General features: G+C 73.3%; 18 protein-coding genes, 3 tRNA genes and 1 pseudogene. 13 read left to right on the plus strand and 9 right to left on the minus strand.

All coding sequences use genetic code 11. The features are described 5' to 3' along the window. Positions 1–102: 102 nt before the first annotated feature. From ACZ4XJ_RS08720 to ACZ4XJ_RS08730, 3 genes are all read left to right on the plus strand, one after another. Positions 103–1,140, plus strand: coding sequence for a rod shape-determining protein (locus ACZ4XJ_RS08720; RefSeq protein WP_362878268.1), 1,038 nt, complete (start codon positions 103–105; stop codon positions 1,138–1,140). Continuing rightward, complete coding sequence (locus ACZ4XJ_RS08725) at positions 1,137–2,696, plus strand: GAF domain-containing protein (RefSeq protein WP_468495715.1); 1,560 nt, start codon at positions 1,137–1,139, stop codon at positions 2,694–2,696. Before ACZ4XJ_RS08720 ends, ACZ4XJ_RS08725 begins: the two co-directional genes overlap by 4 nt. Positions 2,697–2,757: 61 nt before the next feature. Further along, complete coding sequence (locus ACZ4XJ_RS08730) at positions 2,758–4,095, plus strand: carboxyl transferase domain-containing protein (RefSeq protein WP_468495716.1); 1,338 nt, start codon at positions 2,758–2,760, stop codon at positions 4,093–4,095. A 14-nt stretch (positions 4,096–4,109) separates the two neighbouring features. Here ACZ4XJ_RS08730 and ACZ4XJ_RS08735 read toward each other — a convergent pair whose 3' ends face one another. Continuing rightward, a complete protein-coding gene (locus tag ACZ4XJ_RS08735) occupies positions 4,110–4,313 on the minus strand; it encodes a hypothetical protein (protein ID WP_362878274.1) in 204 nt (67 codons plus the stop codon). Positions 4,314–4,377: 64 nt separating this feature from the next. Beyond that, positions 4,378–5,193 carry an AraC family transcriptional regulator gene (locus ACZ4XJ_RS08740; protein ID WP_362878276.1) on the minus strand — a complete coding sequence of 272 codons (816 nt, stop codon included), beginning with the start codon at positions 5,191–5,193 and terminating at the stop codon, positions 4,378–4,380. Positions 5,194–5,241: 48 nt separating this feature from the next. Between ACZ4XJ_RS08740 and ACZ4XJ_RS08745 the strand changes: the two genes are divergently transcribed. Next, on the plus strand, positions 5,242–5,604 hold the full coding sequence (locus ACZ4XJ_RS08745) for a cupin domain-containing protein (RefSeq protein ID WP_362878278.1): 363 nt from the start codon (positions 5,242–5,244) through the stop codon (positions 5,602–5,604). A 33-nt stretch (positions 5,605–5,637) separates the two neighbouring features. Here ACZ4XJ_RS08745 and ACZ4XJ_RS08750 read toward each other — a convergent pair whose 3' ends face one another. Further along, complete coding sequence (locus tag ACZ4XJ_RS08750) at positions 5,638–6,897, minus strand: MFS transporter (protein WP_468495717.1); 1,260 nt, start codon at positions 6,895–6,897, stop codon at positions 5,638–5,640. Between the two features lie 213 nt (positions 6,898–7,110). Here ACZ4XJ_RS08750 and ACZ4XJ_RS08755 point away from each other — a divergent pair, with 213 nt between their 5' ends. After that, positions 7,111–8,289: a carboxylate-amine ligase gene (locus tag ACZ4XJ_RS08755; RefSeq protein ID WP_468495718.1), complete on the plus strand. Its 1,179-nt coding sequence runs from the start codon at positions 7,111–7,113 to the stop codon at positions 8,287–8,289. A 149-nt stretch (positions 8,290–8,438) separates the two neighbouring features. On the opposite strand, the gene ACZ4XJ_RS08760 is transcribed toward ACZ4XJ_RS08755, so the two are convergent. The 3 genes from ACZ4XJ_RS08760 to ACZ4XJ_RS08770 all read right to left on the minus strand — a co-directional run bounded on the left by ACZ4XJ_RS08760 (position 8,439) and on the right by ACZ4XJ_RS08770 (position 8,844). Further along, a tRNA-Ile gene (locus ACZ4XJ_RS08760) sits at positions 8,439–8,512 on the minus strand. Positions 8,513–8,693: 181 nt separating this feature from the next. Further along, positions 8,694–8,766, minus strand: a tRNA-Asn gene (locus ACZ4XJ_RS08765). Between the two features lie 5 nt (positions 8,767–8,771). Continuing rightward, positions 8,772–8,844 (minus strand) — tRNA-Asn (locus ACZ4XJ_RS08770). A gap of 146 nt (positions 8,845–8,990) precedes the next feature. Between ACZ4XJ_RS08770 and ACZ4XJ_RS08775 the strand changes: the two genes are divergently transcribed. From ACZ4XJ_RS08775 to ACZ4XJ_RS08790, 4 genes are all read left to right on the plus strand, one after another. Beyond that, complete coding sequence (locus ACZ4XJ_RS08775; RefSeq protein WP_384000011.1) at positions 8,991–9,299, plus strand: YtxH domain-containing protein; 309 nt, start codon at positions 8,991–8,993, stop codon at positions 9,297–9,299. A 206-nt stretch (positions 9,300–9,505) separates the two neighbouring features. Next, entirely contained in the window at positions 9,506–10,951 is a 1,446-nt protein-coding gene (locus ACZ4XJ_RS08780) for an FGGY family carbohydrate kinase (RefSeq protein WP_362878290.1), read from the plus strand. 142 nt (positions 10,952–11,093) lie between these two features. After that, positions 11,094–12,827 carry an ABC transporter ATP-binding protein gene (locus tag ACZ4XJ_RS08785; RefSeq protein ID WP_468495719.1) on the plus strand — a complete coding sequence of 578 codons (1,734 nt, stop codon included), beginning with the start codon at positions 11,094–11,096 and terminating at the stop codon, positions 12,825–12,827. Then, positions 12,824–14,746, plus strand: coding sequence for an ABC transporter ATP-binding protein (locus ACZ4XJ_RS08790; protein ID WP_468495720.1), 1,923 nt, complete (start codon positions 12,824–12,826; stop codon positions 14,744–14,746). Before ACZ4XJ_RS08785 ends, ACZ4XJ_RS08790 begins: the two co-directional genes overlap by 4 nt. 142 nt (positions 14,747–14,888) lie before the next feature. Here the strand turns inward: ACZ4XJ_RS08790 and ACZ4XJ_RS08795 are convergent, their stop codons facing one another. Next, positions 14,889–16,079, minus strand: a complete 1,191-nt coding sequence (locus ACZ4XJ_RS08795; RefSeq protein ID WP_362878295.1) for an RNA polymerase sigma factor — start codon at positions 16,077–16,079, stop codon at positions 14,889–14,891. A 114-nt stretch (positions 16,080–16,193) separates the two neighbouring features. Here ACZ4XJ_RS08795 and ACZ4XJ_RS08800 point away from each other — a divergent pair, with 114 nt between their 5' ends. Then, entirely contained in the window at positions 16,194–16,793 is a 600-nt protein-coding gene (locus tag ACZ4XJ_RS08800) for a hypothetical protein (protein ID WP_468495721.1), read from the plus strand. A 331-nt stretch (positions 16,794–17,124) separates the two neighbouring features. On the opposite strand, the gene ACZ4XJ_RS08805 is transcribed toward ACZ4XJ_RS08800, so the two are convergent. Both ACZ4XJ_RS08805 and ACZ4XJ_RS08810 read right to left on the minus strand, forming a co-directional pair. Further along, the gene (locus tag ACZ4XJ_RS08805; protein WP_468495722.1) at positions 17,125–17,895 is read right to left on the minus strand and encodes a glucose 1-dehydrogenase; all 771 of its coding nucleotides are present in this window, start codon (positions 17,893–17,895) and stop codon (positions 17,125–17,127) included. Positions 17,896–17,955: 60 nt separating this feature from the next. Further along, positions 17,956–18,666 (minus strand): SanA/YdcF family protein, encoded by a 711-nt coding sequence (locus ACZ4XJ_RS08810; protein WP_362878299.1) that lies wholly within the window; start codon positions 18,664–18,666, stop codon positions 17,956–17,958. Positions 18,667–18,974: 308 nt separating this feature from the next. Here ACZ4XJ_RS08810 and ACZ4XJ_RS08815 point away from each other — a divergent pair. From ACZ4XJ_RS08815 to ACZ4XJ_RS08825, 3 genes and pseudogenes are all read left to right on the plus strand, one after another. Next, positions 18,975–19,768, plus strand: a pseudogene (locus ACZ4XJ_RS08815) (sirohydrochlorin chelatase). 56 nt (positions 19,769–19,824) lie between these two features. Next, the gene (locus ACZ4XJ_RS08820; protein WP_362878302.1) at positions 19,825–21,141 is read left to right on the plus strand and encodes a deoxyguanosinetriphosphate triphosphohydrolase; all 1,317 of its coding nucleotides are present in this window, start codon (positions 19,825–19,827) and stop codon (positions 21,139–21,141) included. 93 nt (positions 21,142–21,234) lie between these two features. Then, positions 21,235–22,509: an NAD(P)/FAD-dependent oxidoreductase gene (locus ACZ4XJ_RS08825; protein ID WP_362878304.1), complete on the plus strand. Its 1,275-nt coding sequence runs from the start codon at positions 21,235–21,237 to the stop codon at positions 22,507–22,509. Positions 22,510–22,536 lie beyond the last annotated feature (27 nt).

The raw sequence follows: 22,536 nt of genomic DNA on the forward strand, positions 1-22,536 counted from the left end.
CGGAGCATTCCAACGGGCGCGGCACCCCATTTACCCGAGAAGATATGAAATGCGACCGGCACCCGCCGGTCCCTTGCGTCAGTGCTCTCGGGAGGATCTGCCGTGACCGTCAGTCTTGAGCAGTTGCGCCGCTGCCACGTCGCCGTCGACCTGGGAGCCGCCAGGACCCGCGTGTACGTCAAGGGCGCCGGACTGGTCGTCGACGAGCCCAGCGTCGCCGCCGTCAACACGCGGACCGGCGCGCTGATCGCCGTCGGTACCTTCGCGGAACGGATGACGGGCCGTACGCCCGACTACATCCGGGTCGCGCGTCCGGTCTCCGGCGGCACCGTCGTCGACATCGAAATGGCCCAGCGGATGCTGCGTCACCTGCTCGGCGAGAAGCTGCGCCGCGCACTGCGCCGCAAGCCCCGACTGCGCGCCGCCGCGTGCACCCCGCACGATGCCGACCCGCTGGCCCAGCGGGCCACCGTCGAGACCCTCGTGGGGCTCGGCGCCCGGCGCGTCGAACTCGTCGACACCCTGATCGCGGCGGCCGTCGGCTGCGGCCTGCCCGTGGAGCAGCCGACCGCGACGATGATCATGGTGTGCGGGGCGGCGGCCACCCAGGTCGCGGTCCTGTCCCTCGGCTCGATCGTCACCGCCCAGCGGATCCCCGTCGGCGGCGAGGCCATCGACCACGCCGTGGTCCAGCACCTGCGCCACGCCCACGAGCTGATGCTCCCGAGCCAGGCCGTCCGCCCGCTCCAGCTGGCCCTGCACGGCAACGGCCTCACCGCCGGCGGCCCGACCTCCACCCTCATCCACGGCCGCGACGTGGCCACCGGACTCGCCCGCTCCGTCCACGTGGACACCGCGGCCGTCCGCGACGCCATCCACACCCCGCTGACCGCCGTGCTCGACGGCATCGGCAAGGTGCTCCGCGACTGCCCGCCCGACCTGGTCGCCGACCTGACGGACCGGGGGATCATGATGGTGGGCGGCAGCGCCCTGCTGCCCGGCCTGGACCAGATGCTGCGGGACCAGACCGGAATGCCCGTGGCCATCGCGGAACGGCCCGACGTGTGCGCCGTGCTCGGCCTCGGCGCGATGCTGGAAGGAAAGATCGCCCCCATGGTTCTCAACCCGCTGGCCGGATGACGCGGGAATCGGCCCCCGCCACGACGGCCGGTCTCCCGGTCCTGCTGGAAGCGGTGCTCAGCGTCGGCTCTGAACTGGAACTGCACGCCACCCTCCAGCACATCGTGGAATCCGCCGCCGAGCTGTGCACGGCGCGGTACGGCGCGCTCGGGGTCATCGACCCCGAGCGCGCCCGGCTGACCAGGCTGTTCACCGTCGGCCTGACGGAGGCCGAACGGGCCGCGATCCCCCGGCTGCCCGACGGCCGCTCCGGCCTGCTCGGAGCCCTGATCACCGACCCGCGACCGCTGCTCCTGGACGACCTGACGCGGGACCCCCGCTCGGCCGGTTTCCCGCCGGGCCATCCCCCGATGCGCGCGTTCCTCGGCGTACCGATCCGGGTGCACACCGAGGTCTTCGGGAACCTGTACCTCACGGAGAAGCGCGGCGGGGGCCCCTTCACCGAGGAGGACCTCGCGCTGCTGCGGGTGCTGGCCTCGCAGGCGGGGATAGCGATCGGCAACGCGCGGCTGTACGAGACCGTGCGCCGGCGGGAGCGCTGGATCGAGGGCGCCGCCGCGGTGACCACCACCCTGCTGGCGGGCAGGCCGGCCGCCGACGCCCTGATGTGCGTGGCCGAGCGGGCCCGGCTGCTGGCGGACGCGGCGGCCGGGGTCGTGCTCCAGCCGACCCCGGAGGGCGGCATGGAGATCGTCGCCGCCTCCACGCACGGGGACCCCGGGGACCTGGTCGGTACGGCGATCGCGCCGGGGTCGGCGGTGCTGGAGCAACTGCTGGGCGGGGAACCGGTGTTCATCGAGGACTCGGCGACGGATCCGCGGATGACCACCCATGTGCGGGAGCGCTTCGGCCCGAGCATGATGCTGCCGCTGCAGAGCGGCGGGCAGCTGATCGGCACGTTGGCCCTGCCCCGGGAGCGGGGCGGGCCGCCGTACGACGCCGTGGACCGGCTGCTGGCCTCGCAGTTCGCCTCGCAGGCCGCGCTGGCGCTCGTCCTCGCGGACGCGCAGCACGACCGTGAGCAGCTCGCCGTGTACGAGGACCGCGACCGGATCGCGCGGGACCTGCACGACCTGGTGGTCCAGCGGCTGTTCGCGACGGAGATGATGCTGGAGAGCACCCGGCGACGATCCTCGAACGCGCCTTCCGGGGACACGGTCGGGGAGGAACTGGGCCGGGCCGTCGACGAGCTGGACTCCACGATCCAGGAGGTCCGGACGGCCATCTTCGCCCTTCAGCAGCCGCCGACCGACGCGCCGACGACGTTTCGGGGGCGGGTGCTGCGGGAGACCGGTGGGGCGGCGGTGTTGCTCGGCTTCCAGCCGTCGGTGCACTTCGCGGGAGCGGTGGACGCGTTGCTGCCGGACGCGGTGGCGGGTGACCTGCTCGCCGCCCTGCGCGGGGCGCTGGCCGCGGCGCACCGGCGCAGCGGGGTCACCGCGATCGAAGTCTCCATCGACGCGACCCCGACCCGCGTCCACCTCACCGTCTCCGACGACGGCCGCACCACCACGGGCCCCCGGGGCACGACGCTGCGCTGGGAGTCACCGTTGTAGGGGGGCGGGGTCGGCGGTGGTCGAGGGGCGGGGGCGGACGGCGGCGGCCTAGGGTGTGGGGGTGACGACCCGCCTCTCGGCCCGTGCCGCCATCGCCGCCCTCGTGGATCCCGACAGCTTCGCCGAACTCCCGGTCCCGCCAGGGGAGTCACCGGTCGACGGCCCCCTCGCCTGGGCCGGCTACGACGCCTCCCGGGCCCGGGCCACGGCCCGTACCGGCGAGCAGGAGTCCGTCGTGACCGGCACCGCCCGCATCGGGGGCCGCCAAGCCGCCGTGATCTCCTTCGAGTTCGGATTCCTCGGCGGATCCCTCGGCCGCCGCACCGGAGACCGGCTCGAAGCCGCGTACACGCACGCTCGCGAGCACCGCCTGCCGCTGGTCTCGCTCATCGCCACCGGCGGGTCCCGCATGCAGGAGGGGATGCTCGCGCTGGCCCAGCTCCAGCGGGTGGCCGCGCAGTGCGTCCGGACCCGCGCGGCCGGCCTGCCGCAGCTCGCGGTGCTGCGCGATCCGACGACCGGCGGCGGCTGGGCCACCCTCGGCGCCGGCGCCGACGTGGTGCTCGCGCTCCCCGGCGCGCAGGTCGGCTTCGCCGGGTCCCGGGTGCGGCCCGCCGACGCCGATCCGGCCGCCTACACCGCCGAGGGCCAGTACGCCGCCGGGCACGTCGACGCCGTGGTGCCCCCCGCGGAGCTGCCCGCCGTACTGGCCGACTGGCTGCGCGTGCTGGCCGCGCCCCGGACGACCGACCCCGTGCCGCCCCCGGCCGCGTTGGCCGACGTGGCGCCGCCCGCCACCGGCTGGGACGCCGTCCTCCAGGCCCGGCATCCGGACCGGCCCCGCGCCGAGGCGTACCTGGAGGCGTACTTCGACCTGCGGCTGCCGCTCTCCGGGGACCGCGCCGGCGGCGTCGACCCGGGGATGCTGTGCGGGTTCGGGCTGCGGGGCGGGCGGGCCGTGGCGTACGCCGCCCAGTGCGGCACCGCCACCCGCCCGGCGGGCTACCGTACGGCCGCCCGCGTGGTGCGCCTCGCGGACCGGCTCGGCATCCCGGTGCTGACCCTGGTGGACACCCCGGGCGCGGCCAACGACGCCGCGGCCGAGCACGCGGGGGCCGGCGCGGCCATCGCCGACACCTTCGCGGCGCTCGCCGCGGCCACCGTCCCGGTGACGACCCTGCTGATCGGCGAGGGCGGTTCGGGCGGCGCGCTCGCGCTGGCCGCGCCCGGGAACACCTGGGCGACCCCGGACAGCTACTTCTCGGTGATCGCACCGGAGTTGGCGGCGGCCATCCTCAAGCGCCCGGCCGACCGGGCCCCGGAGACGGCGGAGCAGCTGCGCATCCGTCCCCAGGACCTGGTGGCGCTCGGTGTGGCCCGGGGCGTGGTCGGGCCGTAGGACCCGGGCCCGGGCTACCGGTGGCGCCGCGCCGGCAGGCGGACGTCCAGCGGGTGGAGCCGGGTGATCTGCTGCGGGAACTCGTTGTCGTCGCTGGCGAGCAGCAGTCGGGTGCGGCCGCGGGCGTCGTCGTCGAGGACGACCATGCCCTCGACGTTGTCCGCCGATGTCGGCGCCGGCGCGGGCATCGGCGCGGGCGAGGACCGCCGAACTGTCACATGTCGAACAGAGATAAAACGGAAGGGGTGGCGACGGCATCGCGACGAACCCGCCAACTTCCCTTCACATAGGGCCGGAACGGGCGAATCCGGCCGGCCCGATCCCGACGTGCCGCCCGAAGTGCCGGGTCAGGTGCGCCTGGTCGTGGAACCCGGACGCCGTCGCCGCCTCCGCCGCCGGCGTCCCCGCCAACAGCAGCTCCCGCGCCCGGGCCACCCGCCGCCCGATCAGGTAGGCGTGCGGCGGCAGCCCGTAGGCCCGCCGGAAGGCCCGTACGAGGTGGGTGGGGTGTACGCCGCCCAGTACGGCCGCGGCCTGCGCGAGCGTGACGCCCTCGACCACCCGGGCGTCCAGCAGCTCCCGCAGTCGTACGGCGACCCCCGCGCCCGGGGCCTCGTACGGCGCGGTCCGCCGCCCCGCCAACCACCACCGCAGCCGCTCCCCCACGAAGGCCAGCCGCGTCTCGGCCTCCATCGGATCGGGCGCGGCCAGCGCCCGGTGCAGCCCGTCCAGCCGCGCGCCCAGGGCCGGATCGCGCAGCAGCGGGGCGTCCACGGCCGCCCCGGTCAGCCGTTCGGGCAGGACGGAGGTGTCGAGGTACAGCACCCGTTTGCGGAAGCCGGTCTCGGTGACGGTCCGGCCGTCGTGGGCAACGCCGGGCGGCAGCAGGATCACCGGATCCTGGACCCCCGCGCCGTGCCGCTCCCGGTCGAGGGCGAAGTCCACCCGGCCGCGGTCGAGGAGCATCAGGGTCCAGGTGTCGTGGACGTGCGCCGGGTAGGCGTGCGCGGTGAAGCGGGCGTGGAAGACCTCGGCGATGCCGGCGACCGGCGGCCGCCAGGCGGAGACGGAACTGCGCGGGGGTGCGGCGGCGGCCATGTCAGGAACGTACAAGACCGGCCCCGCCCACCGGGGCAGCCTGTCCACATGACGACACAGAAGGTCAACATCGCCGAGAAGTTCGCCGGTTTCACCGAGCGGTGGGCTCCGCGCCGCATCGCCCGCGTCAACGACTACGAGGTCAAGGCGGCCCGCCTCCACGGCGAGTTCGTGTGGCACAGCCACGAGGACACCGACGAGATGTTCCTCGTGGTGAGCGGCACCCTCACGATCCGGCTCCGGGACGACGAGGTCGTCCTGCGCCCGGGCGAGCTGTACGTGGTCCCGCGCGGGGTCGAGCACCTCCCGGTGGCGCAGGAGGAGGTGTCGATCCTGCTCTTCGAACCCACCGGCACCCGGAACACCGGCGACCGGGGCGGCGAACGCACCCGCGAGCCGGTGGACGCGTAGGCCGTCTCCCGCGGCCGAGGGCCGGCCCGGGGTTCAGGCCTGCGGCGAGCGGGCGTCGTAGCGGGCGAAGTCGCGCCACCGGGTGGCGAGCAGGGCCACCACGAGGACGCAGGCGAGTCCGCCGCCGGTGACGGCGACGGCCGGTGAGGTGAGTTCGGCGGTGGTTCCGGCGAGGAAGTCCCCGAGCCGGGGCCCGCCCGCCACGACCACGATGAAGACGCCTTGGAGCCGGCCGCGCATGCCGTCCGGGGTGGCGGCCTGGAGCATCGTGGTGCGGAACACCATGGACACGGTGTCGGCGCAGCCGGCCACGGCCAGGAAGAACAGGCCGGCCCACAGGTTCCGGGTCAGTCCGAAGACCGCCACGGCCAGCCCCCACGCCGCGACGGAGATCAGGATCGCCAGCCCGTGGCTGCGGATCCGCCCCTGCCAGCCGGAGAACAGCCCGCCGAGCAGCGCCCCCACCGCGGGGGCGGCCACCAGCAGACCCACCGTCCTGGCGTCACCGCCGTACCAGAGCACGGCGATGGCCGGGAACAGCGCTCGCGGCTGGGCCAGCACCATCGCGGCCAGGTCGGAGAAGAAGGTCATCCGGATGTTGGGCCGGGTGCCGAGGAAGCGCAGCCCGTCCATGACCGAGGCCCGCCCCTGCTTGCCATCGCCCTCGGGCAGCATCGACGGCAGCCGCCACATGGCGTACAGGGCGGCGCCGAAGGTCACGGCGTCGATCACGTACGCCGCCTGGTAGCCCCACCAGCCGACGATGACGCCGCCGAGCACGGGCCCGGCCATCATGCCGGTGGTCATGGTGACGGAGTTCAGCGCGTTGGCGGCCGGCAGCTGCTCCTTCGGCAGCAACCTCGGGATCATGGCCGACCGGGCCGGTCCGTTCAGCGCCCCGCAGACGGCCTGGAGGGCGACGACCGCGTAGAGCAGCCACACCCGGTGGTAGTCGAGCAGCGCCGCTCCGGCCAGGGCGAGGGACAGCCCGGTGAGCCCGAGGGAGCTGTGGAGGCCGAGCTTGCGCCGGTCGACGGTGTCGGCGATGGCGCCGCCGTAGAGGCCGAAGGCGACGAGCGGGACCAGGGAGAAGAGCCCGACCAACCCGACCGAGAAACTGGAACCGGTGATCTCGTACACCTGGAGGGAGATGGCGAGGGCGGTCATCGCCTGTCCCAGCCAGGAAATGGTGCTCCCGACCCACAGCCGCCGGTAGTCGGCGGAGGTGCGCAAGGGGGTCAGGTCGGCGAATATCCGTCGGCGGGGCTGTGGAGGAGAGGCGGTACCGGTCACAGCGGATGATAACCAGCGGCCGCGGAGGGCCCCGGGGCCGTCCGCCGTTGTTCACACATCAGCAACGCCCTCCCCACCCGGATCCGGTGTCCCAGGGTTGGCCGGGTCCTGCCGCTAACCCGCCACCATCACCGGACATTTGACCGAATCGTCGTACCTCCTCGCCTCCCGCTCGGCTCATGATGAAAAGACTCGTATGTCCAGGGAGGCGTAGTGATCGAACCTGGCAACAGCACCACGAGCACCAGTGACACCAGCCCCACGGGCCACGGCCTGCGCACCGCGAGCGGCCGCACCTCCCCCCTCACCATCGGGGTCGAGGAGGAGTTCCTCCTGGTCGACGCCCGCACCCTGCGGGTGGTCCCGGCCGCTCAGCACGTCCTCGCCACCGCCGCCGGGCTCCCCCACGAACTGCACGCCGAGGGGACCCGGTACCAGGTGGAGATCGCCACCCCCGTCGCCGATTCCGCGGTCACCCTGCGCGAGGAGCTGGCCGTCCTGCGGCGCACCCTCGCCGGGGCCGCCCGCGCGCACGGCTGCCTCCTGCTCGCCGCCCCCTCGCCGGTCGTGGCCCTGGAAGGGCCGCTGCACCTGACCGACGACGAGCCGCGCCAGCGCGAGCAGCACCGCCGCTTCGGCGCCCTGACCGACACCCTGGTCAGCTGCGGACGCCACGTCCACATCGGCACCCTCGACGTGGACACGGCCGTCGCGGTCTCGAACCGGGTCAGACCTTGGCTGCCCACGCTGATCGCGCTGGCGGCCAACTCCCCCTTCTGGGGCGGCCGCGACACCGGCCACTCCAGTTGGCGGGCCATGGCCTGGTCGGGCTGGCCCTCCGCCGGTCCGCCCCCGCACTTCACGTCCACCGCGCACTTCCGGCGCTCCGTCCAGACCCTGCTCGGCTCCGGGGCCGCGCTGGACACCAAGATGGTCTATTGGGACCTCCGCCCGTCCGGGAACTGGCCGACGCTGGAAATCCGGGCGCTCGACATGTCGCCGGACCTCGACACGGCCGTCCTCCAGGCCGAACTGGGCCGCGCCCTGGTGGCCACGGCCCTGCGCGACATCGCGGAGCGGGTACCGGAGCCGGCCCTGCGGGACGACGTCCTACGGCTCGCGCGCTGGCGGGCCGCTCACGACGGGCTGGAGGGCTTCGGCCTGGACCCGTACACCGGGGTCGAACTCCCGGCCGCCGACCTGGCGGAAGCCCTGCTCGACCTGGTCGCCCCGGCGCTGGCCGCCGCCGGTGACCTCGACCACGCCGCCAAGACCCTGGGCGGACTGCTGCGCGACGGCTCGGGCGCCGCCCGCCAGCGCGCCGCCTTCGCCCGCCGCCACGACCTCGACGACGTACTGCGCCACCTGGTGGAGGAGACCGAGAACTTCTAGCCCTCCCCCACCCGCACCCGCCCCGGCGCCGGTCGCAGCCGCCCCGAACGCCTGCGACCGCGCCGGACCGCACCCCGCGACCGGCCCCGGAACGCGCGAAAGGCGGCCCCGAAGGACCGCCTTATCGTTTCTGCAGAACTGCTCCGCGGTGGGGCGGGTGGGACTCGAACCCACGGCCGACGGATTATGAGTCCGCTGCTCTAACCGGCTGAGCTACCGCCCCTTTACGGCGTGGCGCGTACATGTGTGCGCGCCGTCTGCCGCAGCATAGCCGCTCATACGATCTCCTGCCTCGGATGCCTCGCATGATCGGCTTCGCTGTCCTGAGAGACCGTATCGAGTGCTGCCCGGTTCCAGGATGCGGGCAAAAAAAAGAGGACCCGCCCGGGTCCCCTTCTTCTTTGCTCCCCCGACTGGACTCGAACCAGTAACCTGCCGATTAACAGTCGGCTGCTCTGCCAATTGAGCTACAGGGGACCGCGCTCCCCCGACTGGACTCGAACCAGTAACCTGCCGATTAACAGTCGGCTGCTCTGCCAATTGAGCTACAGGGGATTGCTGCGGGTGCATCGAACGGCCCACCTCCGGCCTTGCCGGGGGGCGAGCGCTCGTTGCGAGTCATAGATTAGCGCAAGCAGGGGGGTGCTCCGCCAATCGGTATCGCCAGCGGGCCGGGCACCACACGACGAAGGGTGGCAAGCATGCGGTACAAGGTCACGTTCGTGGTCGGACTGGCCCTCGGATACGTCCTAGGAACACGGGCCGGGCGCGAGCGCTACGAGCAACTGAAGAAGTCGGCGCGCCAGGTCGCGCAGAACCCGGCGGTCCGCAACGCCGCCGAAACGGCCGGTCAGAGCGGGCGCCAGTTCGCGGGCAAGGCCTTCGCCGTGGTGAGCGACAAGGTCGGCGACGCCGTCCCGGAGTCGCTGACCGAGCGCGTACGGACCCTGCGCGGTCGGGTCGGCGGCGGCGCCGGCCGCGAGGACGAGTGGGGAACCAGCAACACCTGACAGCCGGGTTCGGACGGGGCGCGGCGTCGCCCCGCGCCCCGGTCGGGCCGGGGTACGAGCGACGCCGGTACCCCGGCCCGACCGGGGCGCCGGCGATGCCCGGCGCTCCCCGTCCGGACCGGGTGCGGGCGGCGCCCGGCGCCCCGCCCGCGGTGGGGCGGAGTCCGCGCGGGAGTGCCGGCGCGGCGTGCGGCAGAATTCTCCGCATGGGGATAGTCGCCGGACTGGACAGCAGTTCCACCTTCACTCGCATCGTCGTCTGCGACGCGGACACGGGCGCCGTGCTGCGCCAGGGCTACGCGCCCCATCCGCAGTCCGCGGGTGAGACGGTCCCCCACGAAACCGATCCACAGGCATGGCTGCTGTCCCTCGGCGAGGCCGCGGGCGGCGGGCTGCTGGAGGGCGTCGAGGCGATCGGCGTCTCGGCGCAGCAGCAGGGCGTCCTGCCGTTGGACTCGCAGGGCGCGCTCGTGCGGCCCGCGCTCGTCGGCAACGACAAGCGGGGGCAGGTCGCCGCGGCGGATCTGATCGAGGCGCTCGGCGGGCGGCAGGCGTGGGTGCAGGCCGTGGGTTCGGTGCCGCACGCCGCGCAGCCGATCGCGAAGCTGGCCTGGTTGGCCCGTACGGAGCCGGAGGCGGCCCGCCGGGTGGCGGTCCTGATGTCTCCGCACGACTGGCTCGTCTGGCAGTTGCTCGGCCGGCCCGCCCGCCGCACCACCGACCGGGCCGGCGCCTCCGGGACCGGCTACTGGTCGGCGGCGACCGGCTCCTACCGTCCGGACCTGGTCGAGCTGGCGCTCGGCCGGCAGGCGCTGCTGCCCGAGGTGCTCGGGCCGGCCGAGGCCGCCGGGATGACGCCCGAAGGACTGTTGATCTCCGCGGGGACCGGCGAGACGATGGCCGCCGCCCTCGGGCTCGGGATCGGTCCGGGTGACGCGGTGGTGTCGCTGGGCGCCTCCGGTTCGGTGATGGCCGTCCACCACGAGGCCCTCGCGGAGCCGGGCGGGCTGATCACCTCCCTCGCCGACGCGGGCGGCATGCACCTGCCCGTGGTCAACACCTCCAACGCGGTACGGGCCCTGCGGGGCACCGCCGACATGCTCGGCACCGACCTGGAGGGGCTCAGCGCCCTCGCGTTGAAGTCGACCCCCGGTGCACACGGGCTCGTGCTCCTGCCGTACCTGGAGGGAGAGCGCACGCCGAACCTGCCGCACACCGCGGGCACCCTGAGCGGGCTGCGCCGGGACTCGATGAAGCCCGAACACCTGGCGCGGGCGGCCTTCGAGGGCATGCTGTGCGGGCTGGTGGACGCCCTCGACGTGCTGCGGCACCGGGGCGTCGGGATCCGGCGGGTGTTCCTGCTGGGCGCGGCGGCCGACCTGCCCGCCGTACAGATCGCGGCGCCGGGGCTGTTCGGGACGCAGGTGGTGGTGCCGGCTCCGGCCGACTACGCGGCGCTGGGCGCGGCCCGGCAGGCGGCGTGGGCGCTCGGCGCGCACCGGGGCACGCTGGCCCCGCACACCCCGCCGATCTGGCCGGCCGCGGCCGCTCAGGTCTTCGAGCCGGGTGAGGACTATCCGGCGTGGCAGGCGGTGCGCCAGCAGTACATCGCCACCCGGGAACAGCTGCACCCGGGCGCCTTCCAGTACTAGGGGCGCGGGTCACGGCCGTAGGTCCGGGGGCGCGGGCGGCCTCCTCCTTTTGACCGGGCTTTACGAAATCCGGTGGGGATCGAGGCGCCGGTTGGCACAAGATGGAGCGAACCCCCTCGATCTTGCCGACCGGAGCCTGCGCGTGCTCATACGACTTCTGCGGACCCATCTGGGTCCGTACCGGAAACCGATCGCCGTCCTGGTGCTGCTGCAACTGCTGCAGACCAGTGCGAGCCTCTACCTGCCGACGCTCAACGCCGACATCATCGACAACGGTGTCGTCAACGGTGACACCGGCTACATCCTGCGCTTCGGCGCCCTGATGCTGGGCGTCTCGCTCGTCCAGCTCGTCTGCAACGTCGGGGCCGTCTACTACGGCGCCCGCACCGCGGCCGCCCTCGGCCGCGACGTCCGGGCCGCGGTCTTCGACCGGGTGCAGAGCTTCTCCGCCCGGGAGCTGGGCCAGTTCGGCGCCCCGTCGCTGATCACCCGTACGACGAACGACGTCCAGCAGGTCCAGATGCTGGCCCTGATGACGTTCACGCTGATGGTCTCGGCGCCGATCATGTGCGTCGGCGGCATCGCGATGGCGCTCTCGCTGGACGTGAAGCTGTCCGGCGTGCTGCTCGCGGTGGTGCCGGTCCTCGGCCTGTCGGTCGGTGCGATCGTCTTCCGGACGCGGCCGCTGTTCCGGCAGATGCAGGACCGCCTGGACACCGTGAACCGGGTGCTGCGGGAGCAGATCACCGGCAACCGGGTGATCCGCGCCTTCGTCCGCGACCCGTACGAGAAGGAGCGGTTCCGCGAGGCGAACGCCGATCTGACCGGGGTGTCGCTGGCGGCGGGCAAGCTGCTCGCGCTGATGTTCCCGGTCGTGATCCTGGTCGTGAACGTGTCCAGCGTGGCCGTGATCTGGTTCGGCGCGATGCGGGTCGACAGCGGCGGCATGGAGATCGGCCAGCTGACGGCCTTCCTCGCCTACCTGATGCAGATCGTCATGTCCGTGATGATGGCCACCTTCATGTTCATGATGGTGCCGCGCGCGGAGATCTGCGCCGAGCGCATCCAGGAGGTCCTGGACACCAGGTCGAGCGTGGTCCCGCCCACCGATCCGGTGCGCGAGCTGGCGGTGCGCGGCCGCCTGGAGCTGCGCGGCGCCGACTTCCGCTATCCGGGCGCCGAGGCGTCGGTGCTGCGCGGGGTGGACCTGGTGGCCCGTCCCGGTGAGACCACGGCGGTGATCGGCTCGACGGGCAGCGGGAAGTCGACGCTGCTGGGCCTGGTGCCGCGGCTGTTCGACGCGACCGGCGGCGAGGTCCTCGTCGACGGGGAGGACGTGCGCCGCATCGATCCGGCGCTGCTGGCCAGGACGGTCGGCATGGTGCCGCAGAAGCCGTACCTGTTCTCCGGGACGGTCGCCTCCAACCTGCGCTACGGGCGCCCCGGGGCGAGCGACGAGGAGCTGTGGCAGGCCCTGGAGGTCGCCCAGGCCAAGGAGTTCGTCTCCGCGTTGGAGGGCGGGCTCGACGCGCCCATCTCCCAGGGCGGTACGAACGTCTCCGGCGGGCAGCGCCAGCGGCTGGCGATCGCCCGGACGCTGGTGCAGCGGCCGGAGATCTACCTCTTCGACGACTCCTTCTCGGCGTTGGACTACGCGACGGACGCGGCGCTGCGCGCGGCGCTGTCCCGGGAGACCGAGAACGCGACGGTGGTCATCGTCGCGCAGCGGGTCTCCACGATCCGCGACGCCGACCGGATCATCGTGCTGGACGAGGGCGCGGTCGTGGGTGAGGGCCGGCACCACGAGCTGATGGCCGACAACGAGACCTACCGGGAGATCGTGCTCTCCCAGCTGACGGAGGCGGAGGCCGCATGAGCGGGCCCGGAGGACGGATGATGATGGGCCCGACCGAGCGGTCCATGGACTTCAAGGGGTCGGGCAAGCGGCTGCTGGGGCAGTTGGCGCAGGACCGGGCGAAGCTGTGGGGCATGGTCGCGGCGGTGGTCGGCAGCGTGGGCTGCGCGGTCGTCGGCCCGAAGATCCTCGGCAACGCGACGGACCTGGTCTTCGCGGGGATCGTCGGCCGGGAGTTCCCGGCGGGGGTCACCAAGGAGCAGGCGCTGGAGCGGATGCGCGCGAACGGTGACGGCGGGATGGCCGACATGCTGTCGGGCACCGCGTTCACGCCGGGCGAGGGCATCGACTTCGGCGCTGTCGGGGTGGTGTCGTTGTGGGCGCTGCTGGTGTTCACGCTGGCCGGTCTGCTGATGCTGGTCGCGACGCGGCTGTCGAACCACGTGATGAACGGCGCCGTCTACCGGATGCGCGAGGAGCTCCAGGGGAAGCTGTCGCGGCTGCCGTTGTCGTACTTCGACCGGCAGAAGCGCGGCGAGGTGCTGAGCCGGGCGACGAACGACATAGACAACATCGGGCAGACGCTCCAGCAGACGATGGGGCAGTTGCTGAACTCGCTGCTGACGATCGTCGGCGTGCTGGTGATGATGTTCTGGATCTCGCCGCTGCTGGCGCTGGTCGCGCTGGTGACGGTGCCGCTGTCGGTGGTCGTCGCCGCGAGGATCGGCAAGAAGTCGCAGCCGCAGTTCGTGGCGCAGTGGAAGACCACGGGCACCCTGAACGCCCACATCGAGGAGATGTACTCCGGCCACACGCTGGTGAAGGTGTTCGGGCGGCAGGAGGAGTCGGCGGCGGTGTTCGCCGAGCAGAACGAGGAGCTGTACCGGGCTTCGTTCAAGGCGCAGTTGGTCAGCGGCCTCATGCAGCCGGTGATGTTCTTCCTGTCGAACATCAACTACGTGCTGATCGCGGTCGTGGGTGGTCTGCGGGTGGCCTCGGGCGCCCTGTCGATCGGTGACGTGCAGGCCTTCATCCAGTACTCGCGCCAGTTCTCGATGCCGCTGACGCAGGTGGCGTCGATGGCGAACCTGGTGCAGTCGGGCGTGGCCTCGGCGGAGCGGGTGTACGAGCTGCTGGACGCGGAGGAGGAAGAACCGGACGTGGCGGTTCCGGAGCGTCCGGAGACCCTGCGCGGCCAGGTCACCCTGGACAAGGTGGCCTTCCGGTACGAGCCGGGCAAGCCGCTCATCGAGAGCCTCTCGCTGACGGTGGAGCCGGGCCACACGGTCGCGATCGTCGGCCCGACGGGCGCGGGCAAGACCACGCTCGTCAACCTGCTGATGCGCTTCTACGAGGTGACGGGCGGCGAGATCGCCCTGGACGGCGTGGACATCGCGAAGATGAGCCGCGAGGAGCTGCGCGGCGGCATCGGCATGGTGCTCCAGGACACCTGGCTGTTCGGCGGGACCATCGCGGAGAACATCGCCTACGGCTCCTCCCGCGAGGTCACCCGGGAGGAGGTCCAGGAGGCGGCGCGCGCGGCGCACGCGGACCGGTTCATCCGCACCCTGCCGGACGGCTACGACACGGTGTTGGACGACGAGGGCGCGGGCGTCAGCGCGGGCGAGAAGCAGTTGATCACGATCGCCCGGGCGTTCCTTTCGGATCCGGTGATCCTGGTCCTCGACGAGGCGACCAGCTCGGTGGACACCCGTACCGAGGTGTTGATCCAGAAGGCGATGGCGCGGCTGGCGCACGGCCGTACGTCCTTCGTGATCGCGCACCGGCTGTCCACGATCCGGGACGCCGACGTGATCCTCGTCATGGAGAGCGGCTCGATCGTGGAACAGGGCACGCACGAGGAGCTGTTGGCGGCCGGCGGCGCGTACGCGCGGCTGTACGCGGCGCAGTTCGCGCAGGCGGTGGCCGAGGTCGACTGACCCGCGGGGTCGAGCGGGGTGGGGGCGTCCTTCGGGGCGCCCCCTGCCCGTTTCGGTCGCGGTGGCCGCGGAGTTGGTCGGCTCAGTCGAGGTAGCCGCGGAGTGGGTCGGCTCAGTCGAGGTAGCCGCGGAGTGGGTCGGCTCAGTCGAGGTAGCCGCGGAGTTGGTCGGCGAAGGCGTGGTCGCGGAGCTTGCCGAGGGTCTTGGACTCGATCTGGCGGATCCGTTCGCGCGTCACGCCGAAGATCCGGCCGATCTCCTCCAGGGTGCGGGGCCGGCCGTCGGCGAGTCCGTAGCGGAGTTGGACGACCTTGCGTTCGCGTTCGCCGAGGGTCGACAGGACCGCTTCGAGGTGTTCGCGCAGCAGGAAGAACGCGGCGGACTCCACGGGTGAGGCGGCGTCGCCGTCCTCGATGAGGTCGCCGAGGGCGACGTCGTCCTCCTCGCCGACGGGGGCGTGCAGGGAGACCGGTTCCTGGGCGAGCCGGAGCACCTCCATGACCCGCTCGGGGGTCAGTTCCAGGTGGACGGCGACCTCTTCGGCGGTGGGTTCGTAGCCGCGCTCCTGGAGCATGCGGCGCTGGACGCGGATGACCCGGTTGATGAGCTCCACGACGTGGACGGGGACGCGGATGGTCCGGGCCTGGTCGGCGAGGGCCCGGGACATCGCCTGGCGGATCCACCAGGTGGCGTAGGTGGAGAACTTGTAGCCGCGGGCGTAGTCGAACTTCTCGACGGCGCGGATCAGTCCGAGGTTCCCCTCCTGGACCAGGTCGAGCATGGTGAGGCCGCGGCCGACGTAGCGCTTGGCGACGGAGACGACGAGCCGCAGGTTCGATTCGATGAGGCGGCGTTTGGCCATCCGGCCCATGACGACGAGTTGGTCGAGGTCGTGGGCGAGCCGGGAGTCGAGGTCCGGGGTGTTGCCGAGTTTCTCCTCCGCGAAGAGGCCCGCCTCCACCCGCCGCGCGAGGTCCACCTCCTCGGCGGCGGTGAGCAGCGGGATCCTGCCTATCTCGCGCAGGTACTGCCGGAAGAGGTCCGCGGACGGCCCCGCTCCGGCCGCGTTGTCCCTGCTGCGCGTACGTGGCGCGGGTTCCCGGTCCACCGGCTCCAGGGCCTCGGGCGCGTCGGCTCCGGGTTCGTCGTCCACGGCTTCGGCCTCGGGGTCGGGCTCCGCGCCTGCGACGGCTTCGGGTTCGTCGGCCGGGCCGGCGTGGGCGGCGTGGTGGGCAGGGTGGCTCACGTTCGCGGTCAGGGTCCGGGTCTGCACGGGGGCGACCTCCAGGGCTCCGAGGACGGTGGCACCGCACCTCAGTGTGGGGTACGGCACATCACCGCCACGAGGGGCGTGCGAGCACTTTCTGAGTCCGGTGCGTGACCGGATGGTTACCCCCCGGCGGGAACCCCGATGCGGATCGGACGCATGTCCGAGATGATCGATGTCATGTCTTCGCACGGAACCTACGAAACCCACGTGACGGTCCGCTGCCCGGACGCGGCGGAGCTGGAGCGGCTCGAATCCTGGGCCGCGGCGCGGGAGTTGAAGGTCACGCACATCCTGCTGGCCCGGGGCCGGATGCTGTCGCAGCCGATGTTGACGCTGCCGGACGGCACGAGCCACGAGCGGCTCGTGCCGCAGCTGCGGGCGGCGGGCTTCGACCCGGTCCGGGTGAAGGTCGAGACGGTTCCGTGGAGCACGGACAGCCCGGGGCCGGGCGGCGGCTACTACGAGCACCACCTGAAGCTGGCGCTGCCGGCGGACTACGACCGTCAGGCCCTGGAGTCCCTGGTCACCGAGCACCGGGCGCACCTGTCGTGGAACGCCCGCCACACCCTGCCGGATCCGGACGGCACGCACGAACGCTTCGTCACGCAACGCTGCCGGGGCACCGCGTCCGGCGCGACGGCGGCCTGCGACACGTTGATCTCCGTCCTGGTGGAGGCCGGCTACGACATCCTCGCGGAGGAGCGGGAGTTCGTGCTGTACGACAGCGACCTGTCGGTGGACGAGGGCTGGATCGAGTGCGGGGAGGTGTCCCGATGAGCCCGTGGCGCGCGCTCGGGACGCGGAGCACGCACCAGCCGCGGGAGTCGCTGGACGACGCGACGCGGGCGCCGGGGGCCCTGCCGCGCACGTCGCGGACGGTGGCCGGGGACGACGTACGGCAACGGGCCCTCTGCGACCCGTCGCCGCGGCACCGCTTCCGGGGGTACTGGTGCGGACCGGGCGAGGAGGCGTTCGTCGCCCGCCCGGCGGCGGCCCCGCGGCCGACCTTCGACGGCGACGGCGCCCGGGGCGTCCCGTCCGGATCCTGGATCGCCGCGGGTGGCGGCCCCCCGGTCCGCCGTGGCGGGGACCGGGCGCCGGGGGCGGGTCACCGGCCGGTCAGGTACTTCACCGTCAGGCCCGCGGTCCAACCGCCGTCCACGGCGAGTTCGGCGCCGGTCATGTAGCCGGCGGCGTCCGAGAGCAGGAAGGTGACGGCGGCCGCGATCTCCTCGGGGAGGCCGACGCGGCCCAGGGGGGCGCCGGGGTAGTTGCCCTCGCCCGCCGCGATGCCGATCGGTGCGGTCATCGGGGTCAGCGTCATGCCCGGGTGGACGGAGTTGACGCGGATCCGGTCCTCGGCGAGTTCGACGGCGCCGATCTTCGACAGGCCGCGCACGCCCCACTTGGAGGCCCCGTAGCCGGCGGTGAGGGCGAGACCGGTCAGGCCGGCGGCGGAGGAGATGTTGACGATGGAGCCGCCGCCGTTCGCCCGCATCAGCGGGATCGCGGTCCTGATCCCGATGAACACGCCGACCAGGTTGATGTCGATCACCCGGCGGAAGTCCTCGACGCTCTCGTGCTCCAGGAACTGGCCGGTGGAGATGCCGGCGTTGTTCACGAGCCCGTCGATCCGGCCGAACTCGGACACCGCGTGCGCGAGCACCGCCTCCCAGTCGGCCTCGCTCGTCACGTCGTGCCGCAGGAAGCGCGCCGCGTCCCCCAGCTCGGCGGCGGTCTCCGCGCCCTCCGCCTCCAGCACGTCGGTGAGCAGCACCCGGCCGCCGCCGTCGACGACGGCCCGCGCGGTCGCCGCGCCCAGGCCGCGGGCCCCACCGGTGATGACGACGGCCTTGCCGCCCAGATCCACGACAGCCACGGTTCCACACCCCTGACGCACAGACTGGTATATGACTAATCGGCATACGCCGACGGGCCGTCAGTCTGCCAGAGCGGCCAGCACCCGCGACACCCCCTCCTCCTTCGGCCCCAGGAACCGGGGCGCCGGCTCGAACACGGCGTCCAGCGCCGCCTTTCCCGCCGCGAAGACCTCGCGGGCCCCGCCGTAGTACCAGGTGGCGTCGTGCACGTCCTGGACGCCGACCCCGTACGAGTCCACGCCCGCGGCCTCGCACAGCGCGACCGCGCGGCGGATGTGGAAGCCCTGGCTGATCAGCACCGCCCGGTGCACGCCGAAGATCTCCCGGGCGCGCACGCAGGAGTCCCAGGTGTCGAAGCCGGCGTAGTCGCTGACGATCCGGCCGTCCGGCACCCCGTGGGCGGTGAGGTAGGCGCGCATCGAGTCCGGCTCGTCGTACTCGGTACGGCTGTTGTCACCCGTCACCAGGACCACCTTCACCTTCCCGGCGCGGTACAGCTCCACGGCCGCGTCGAGCCGGTCCGCGAGGTACGGGGTCGGCCGGCCGTCGTAGAGCAGGCCGGCCCCGAACACGACGGCCACCTCGGCCCGCGGCGCGTCGGCCGTGGTGCGCAGTCGGTCGGCGGCGACCGCGTGGGTCCACGCCGAGGGCAGCAGCGCGACGGCGCAGCCCGCCATCACGAGCCGCACGAGCCGGCGCCGGGCCCTGACGGTGCGCGGGACCAGCCCCCGCGCGGCGCGCGCGATCCGGTGCGGGCGCGGTGTGCGCATGAGGTTCCCCCTGGTGGTGCCGGCCGGTGTGCGGCGGGCGCCGCACCCGCAGGTCAGGACGTACGAGGAGGGCGGACGGTTTCACCGAACGCGTCACACCCGGACCCCGGCGCCGCCCCGGGCCGAGCCCGCGGCCCTCCGACGCCCGGCCGGACGCACGGCGGCGTGCACCCGTCGGTGAGCGGGCCGTAAACACCCGTCACCCCGACGCAACGCCCGCGCAACCTGCACCCGGCAGGATCGGTCCGTGACGGAGCCGGTGCACCCTCCCGAACCCTTTCGCCCTCCCCTTCGGCAGCGCGGCCGAGCTGCTGACCCGGATCACGGCACGACTCGGCACGCAGCTCGGCGGCCTGCGCCCGCCCCGCGCCTACGGAGCCCCCGCATGCAGCCCACCCTCGTCGCCGTGGCCCACGGCAGCCGTGACCCGCGCGCCCCGCTCGCCGTCCGCGCCCTCCTCGAACGGGTCCGCGAACTGCGTCCCCACCTCGACGTCCGGCTCGGGCACGTCGAGCTGAACGAGCCGCTCCTCGGCGACGCCCTGGGCGCGCTGCCCGGCGGCGGCGAGGCGGTCCTCGTGCCGCTGCTGCTGGGCCGCGGCACCCACGTCAAGCGGGACCTCCCCGCGGCCGCCGCCCGCGCCGGGCAGCTGCGCGTCCGCGTCGCCGCCCCGCTCGGCCCGCACCCGCTGCTCGTGGAGGCCCTGTACGAGCGGCTCCTGGAGGCCGGCTGGACCCCGGGGACGGCGGTGGTGCTGGCCGCCGCCGGGTCCAGGGACCCGGACTCCGCCGCCGACACCGGGCGCGCCGCCGCCCTGCTGTCGGAGCGGCTCGACGGGGTCCCCGTGGTCCCGGCCTACGCCTCGGCCGCCGCGCCCCGCGTGCCCGACGCCGTCCGGGCGCTGGCCGCACGGGGCCACCGGGTCGCGGTCGCCTCGTACTTCGCCGCCCCGGGCCGGTTCGCCGCCGCCTGCGCGGCCGCCGCGTCCGGCCCGGCGGCCGCTCCGCTCGGCGACCATCCGGCGCTGGCCCGGCTGGTCGTGCTCCGCTACGAGCAGGCCCTCGCCCGGTGGGCGCGGCCCCTCGAACTGGTCACCGCCTGAGGGCCGCCCCCGTACGGATCGCTCGGTTCGTCGGCCATTGCGGTTAACGTCGGAGCATGGAAGGCACCGCACACTCCCCCGCCTACGCGTCCTACGACCCCGCCGCCACCGAGCGGTGGGTCCCCGAGCCCGACAAACAACCCGGCCGCACCGCCTTCCAGCGCGACCGCGCGCGCGTCCTGCACTCCGCCGCGCTGCGCCGCCTCGCCGGCAAGACCCAGGTCGTCACCCCGGGCTCCCGCTCCTACGACTGGGACGCGAGCCCCCGTACCCGGCTGACGCACTCGCTGGAGTGCGCGCAGGTCGGGCGCGAGCTCGGCGCGGCCCTCGGCTGCGATCCCGACCTGGTGGAGGCGGCCTGCCTGTCCCACGACATGGGCCACCCGCCGTTCGGGCACAACGGCGAGGAGGCGCTGAACGAGTTCGCGAAGGACAGCGGCGGCTTCGAGGGCAACGCCCAGTCGCTGCGGCTGCTGACCCGGCTGGAGCCCAAGCGGTTCGTGCCCGATCCGGTGACCGGCGAGCCGGTGAGCGTCGGCCTCAACCTGACCCGCGCCTGCCTGGACGCCGCCACCAAGTACCCGTGGGCGCGCGGCGACCACCCGACGGACCCGGGTTCGGTGAAGTTCGGCGCCTACGAGGACGACCTGCCGGTCTTCGAGTGGCTGCGGCGCGGGGCGCCCGCCGACCGCAAGTGCTTCGAGGCGCAGGTCATGGACTGGTCCGACGACGTCGCGTACTCGGTGCACGACTTCGAGGACGGTCTGCACGCCGGTCACCTCGATCCGAACCTGCTCTTCGCGGAGCCCGAACGCGCCGCGATCTGGCAGGTCGCCATCGGCCGGTACGTGCCCGCCGACACCGCCCCGGAGGAACTCCGCGAGGCCCTGGACCGGCTGATGGACCAGGAGTGGTGGCCGCACGGCTACGACGGTTCGGCCGTCGCCCAAGCTCGGCTGAAGGACGCCACGAGCCAGCTGATCGGCCGGTTCTGCCAGGCGGCGGAGGGGGCGACCCGTGAGGCGTACGGACCCGGCCGGCTGACCCGGTACGCGGCCGGACTGGTCGTGCCCCGCGAGGCGCGCAACGAGTGCGCCGTCCTCAAGGCCGTCGCCGACCTGTACGTCATGCAGCGCGACGAGCAGGAGCGGCTGCGGGCCGATCAGCGCATCGTCCTGGCCGAACTCGCGGAGGCGCTCAGCGCCCGCGCTCCGGAGGGCCTGGACCCGCAGTTCCGGGCGACCTTCGACGCGGCGCCCGACGACCGGGCGCGCAAACGCGCGGTCATCGACCAGATCGCCTGCCTCACCGACGCCGCGGCCCGCTCCCTCCACGCCCGCCTCACCAGACGTCCGCAACGCGCCGAAGGGTGAGCCGATCGGGCCATTCCCCCTTCACGCGGCAGGCTCGGTGCGGGACGCTCGCATGTGGTCGCATGTGGCGGAGAGGTTATGAGGAGGCATCAGGTGGTCGACGCACACCGGACGTTCGTGATCGTCGGGGCAGGGCTCGCCGGGGCGAAGGCGGCCGAAACGCTGAGGTCGGAGGGGTTCACGGGCCGGGTCATCCTGATCGGCGACGAACGCGACCATCCGTACGAACGGCCCCCGCTGTCCAAGGGGTACCTCACGGGCAAGGAGGAGCGCGAGAGCGTCTTCGTCCACGAACCGTCCTGGTACGCGGCCGCCGACATCGAGCTGCACCTGGGGCAGCCGGCCGTCCACCTGGACCGGGAGAACAAGACGGTGCGCCTCGGTGACGGCACGCTGCTGCACTACGACAAGCTGCTGCTGGCCACCGGGGCCGAGCCGCGGCGCCTGGACGTCCCGGGCACCGGCCTGGTCGGGGTGCACCACCTGCGGCGGCTCGCGCACGCCGAGCGGCTGCGCAACGTCCTGGCCGCCCTCGGCCGGGACAACGGGCACCTGCTGATCGCGGGCGCGGGCTGGATCGGCCTGGAGGTCGCGGCGGCGGCGCGCGGCTACGGCGCGGAGGTCACCGTGGTCGAGGCGGAGGCGACCCCGCTGCACTCGGTCCTCGGGCCGGAGATCGGCCGGCTCTTCGCCGACCTGCACGCCGCGCACGGGGTCCGGTTCCACTTCGGGGCGCGGCTCACCGAGATCGTCGGCCACGACGGGATGGTGCTGGCGGCCCGGACGGACGACGGCGAGGAACACCCGGCGCACGCGGTGCTCGCCGCGATCGGGGCCGCGCCCCGCACGGCGCTGGCCGAGACCTCCGGGTTGGCGCTGGTGGACCGCGAGCACGGCGGGGGCATCGCGGTGGACGCGTCCCTGCGCACCTCGGACCCGGACGTGTTCGCCGTCGGCGACGTCGCCGCCGCCCACCACCCGGTGCTGGGGACCCGGCTGCGGGTCGAGCACTGGGCGAACGCCCTCAACGGCGGGCCGGCCGCGGCGCGGGCGATGCTCGGGCAGGAGGTCGGCTACGACCGGGTGCCGTACTTCTTCTCCGACCAGTACGACGTGGGCCTGGAGTACTCCGGGTACGCCCCGGCGGGCGGCTACGACCAGGTGCTGATCCGCGGGGACGTGGGCAGGCGGGAGTTCATCGCGTTCTGGCTGTCGGAGGGCCGCGTGCTCGCCGGAATGAACGTGAACGTGTGGGACGTCACCGAGCACATCCAGGCCCTGATCAGGTCGAAGACGCCGGTGGACCGCGACAAACTGGCGGACCCGTCCGTTCCGCTCGCGTCGTTGATCACCGGGAAGGGTGCCTGACGGGATTGTCGTCGCCCGGCCGTAGAC

This window comes from Streptomyces sp. NPDC029836, assembly GCF_055574495.1.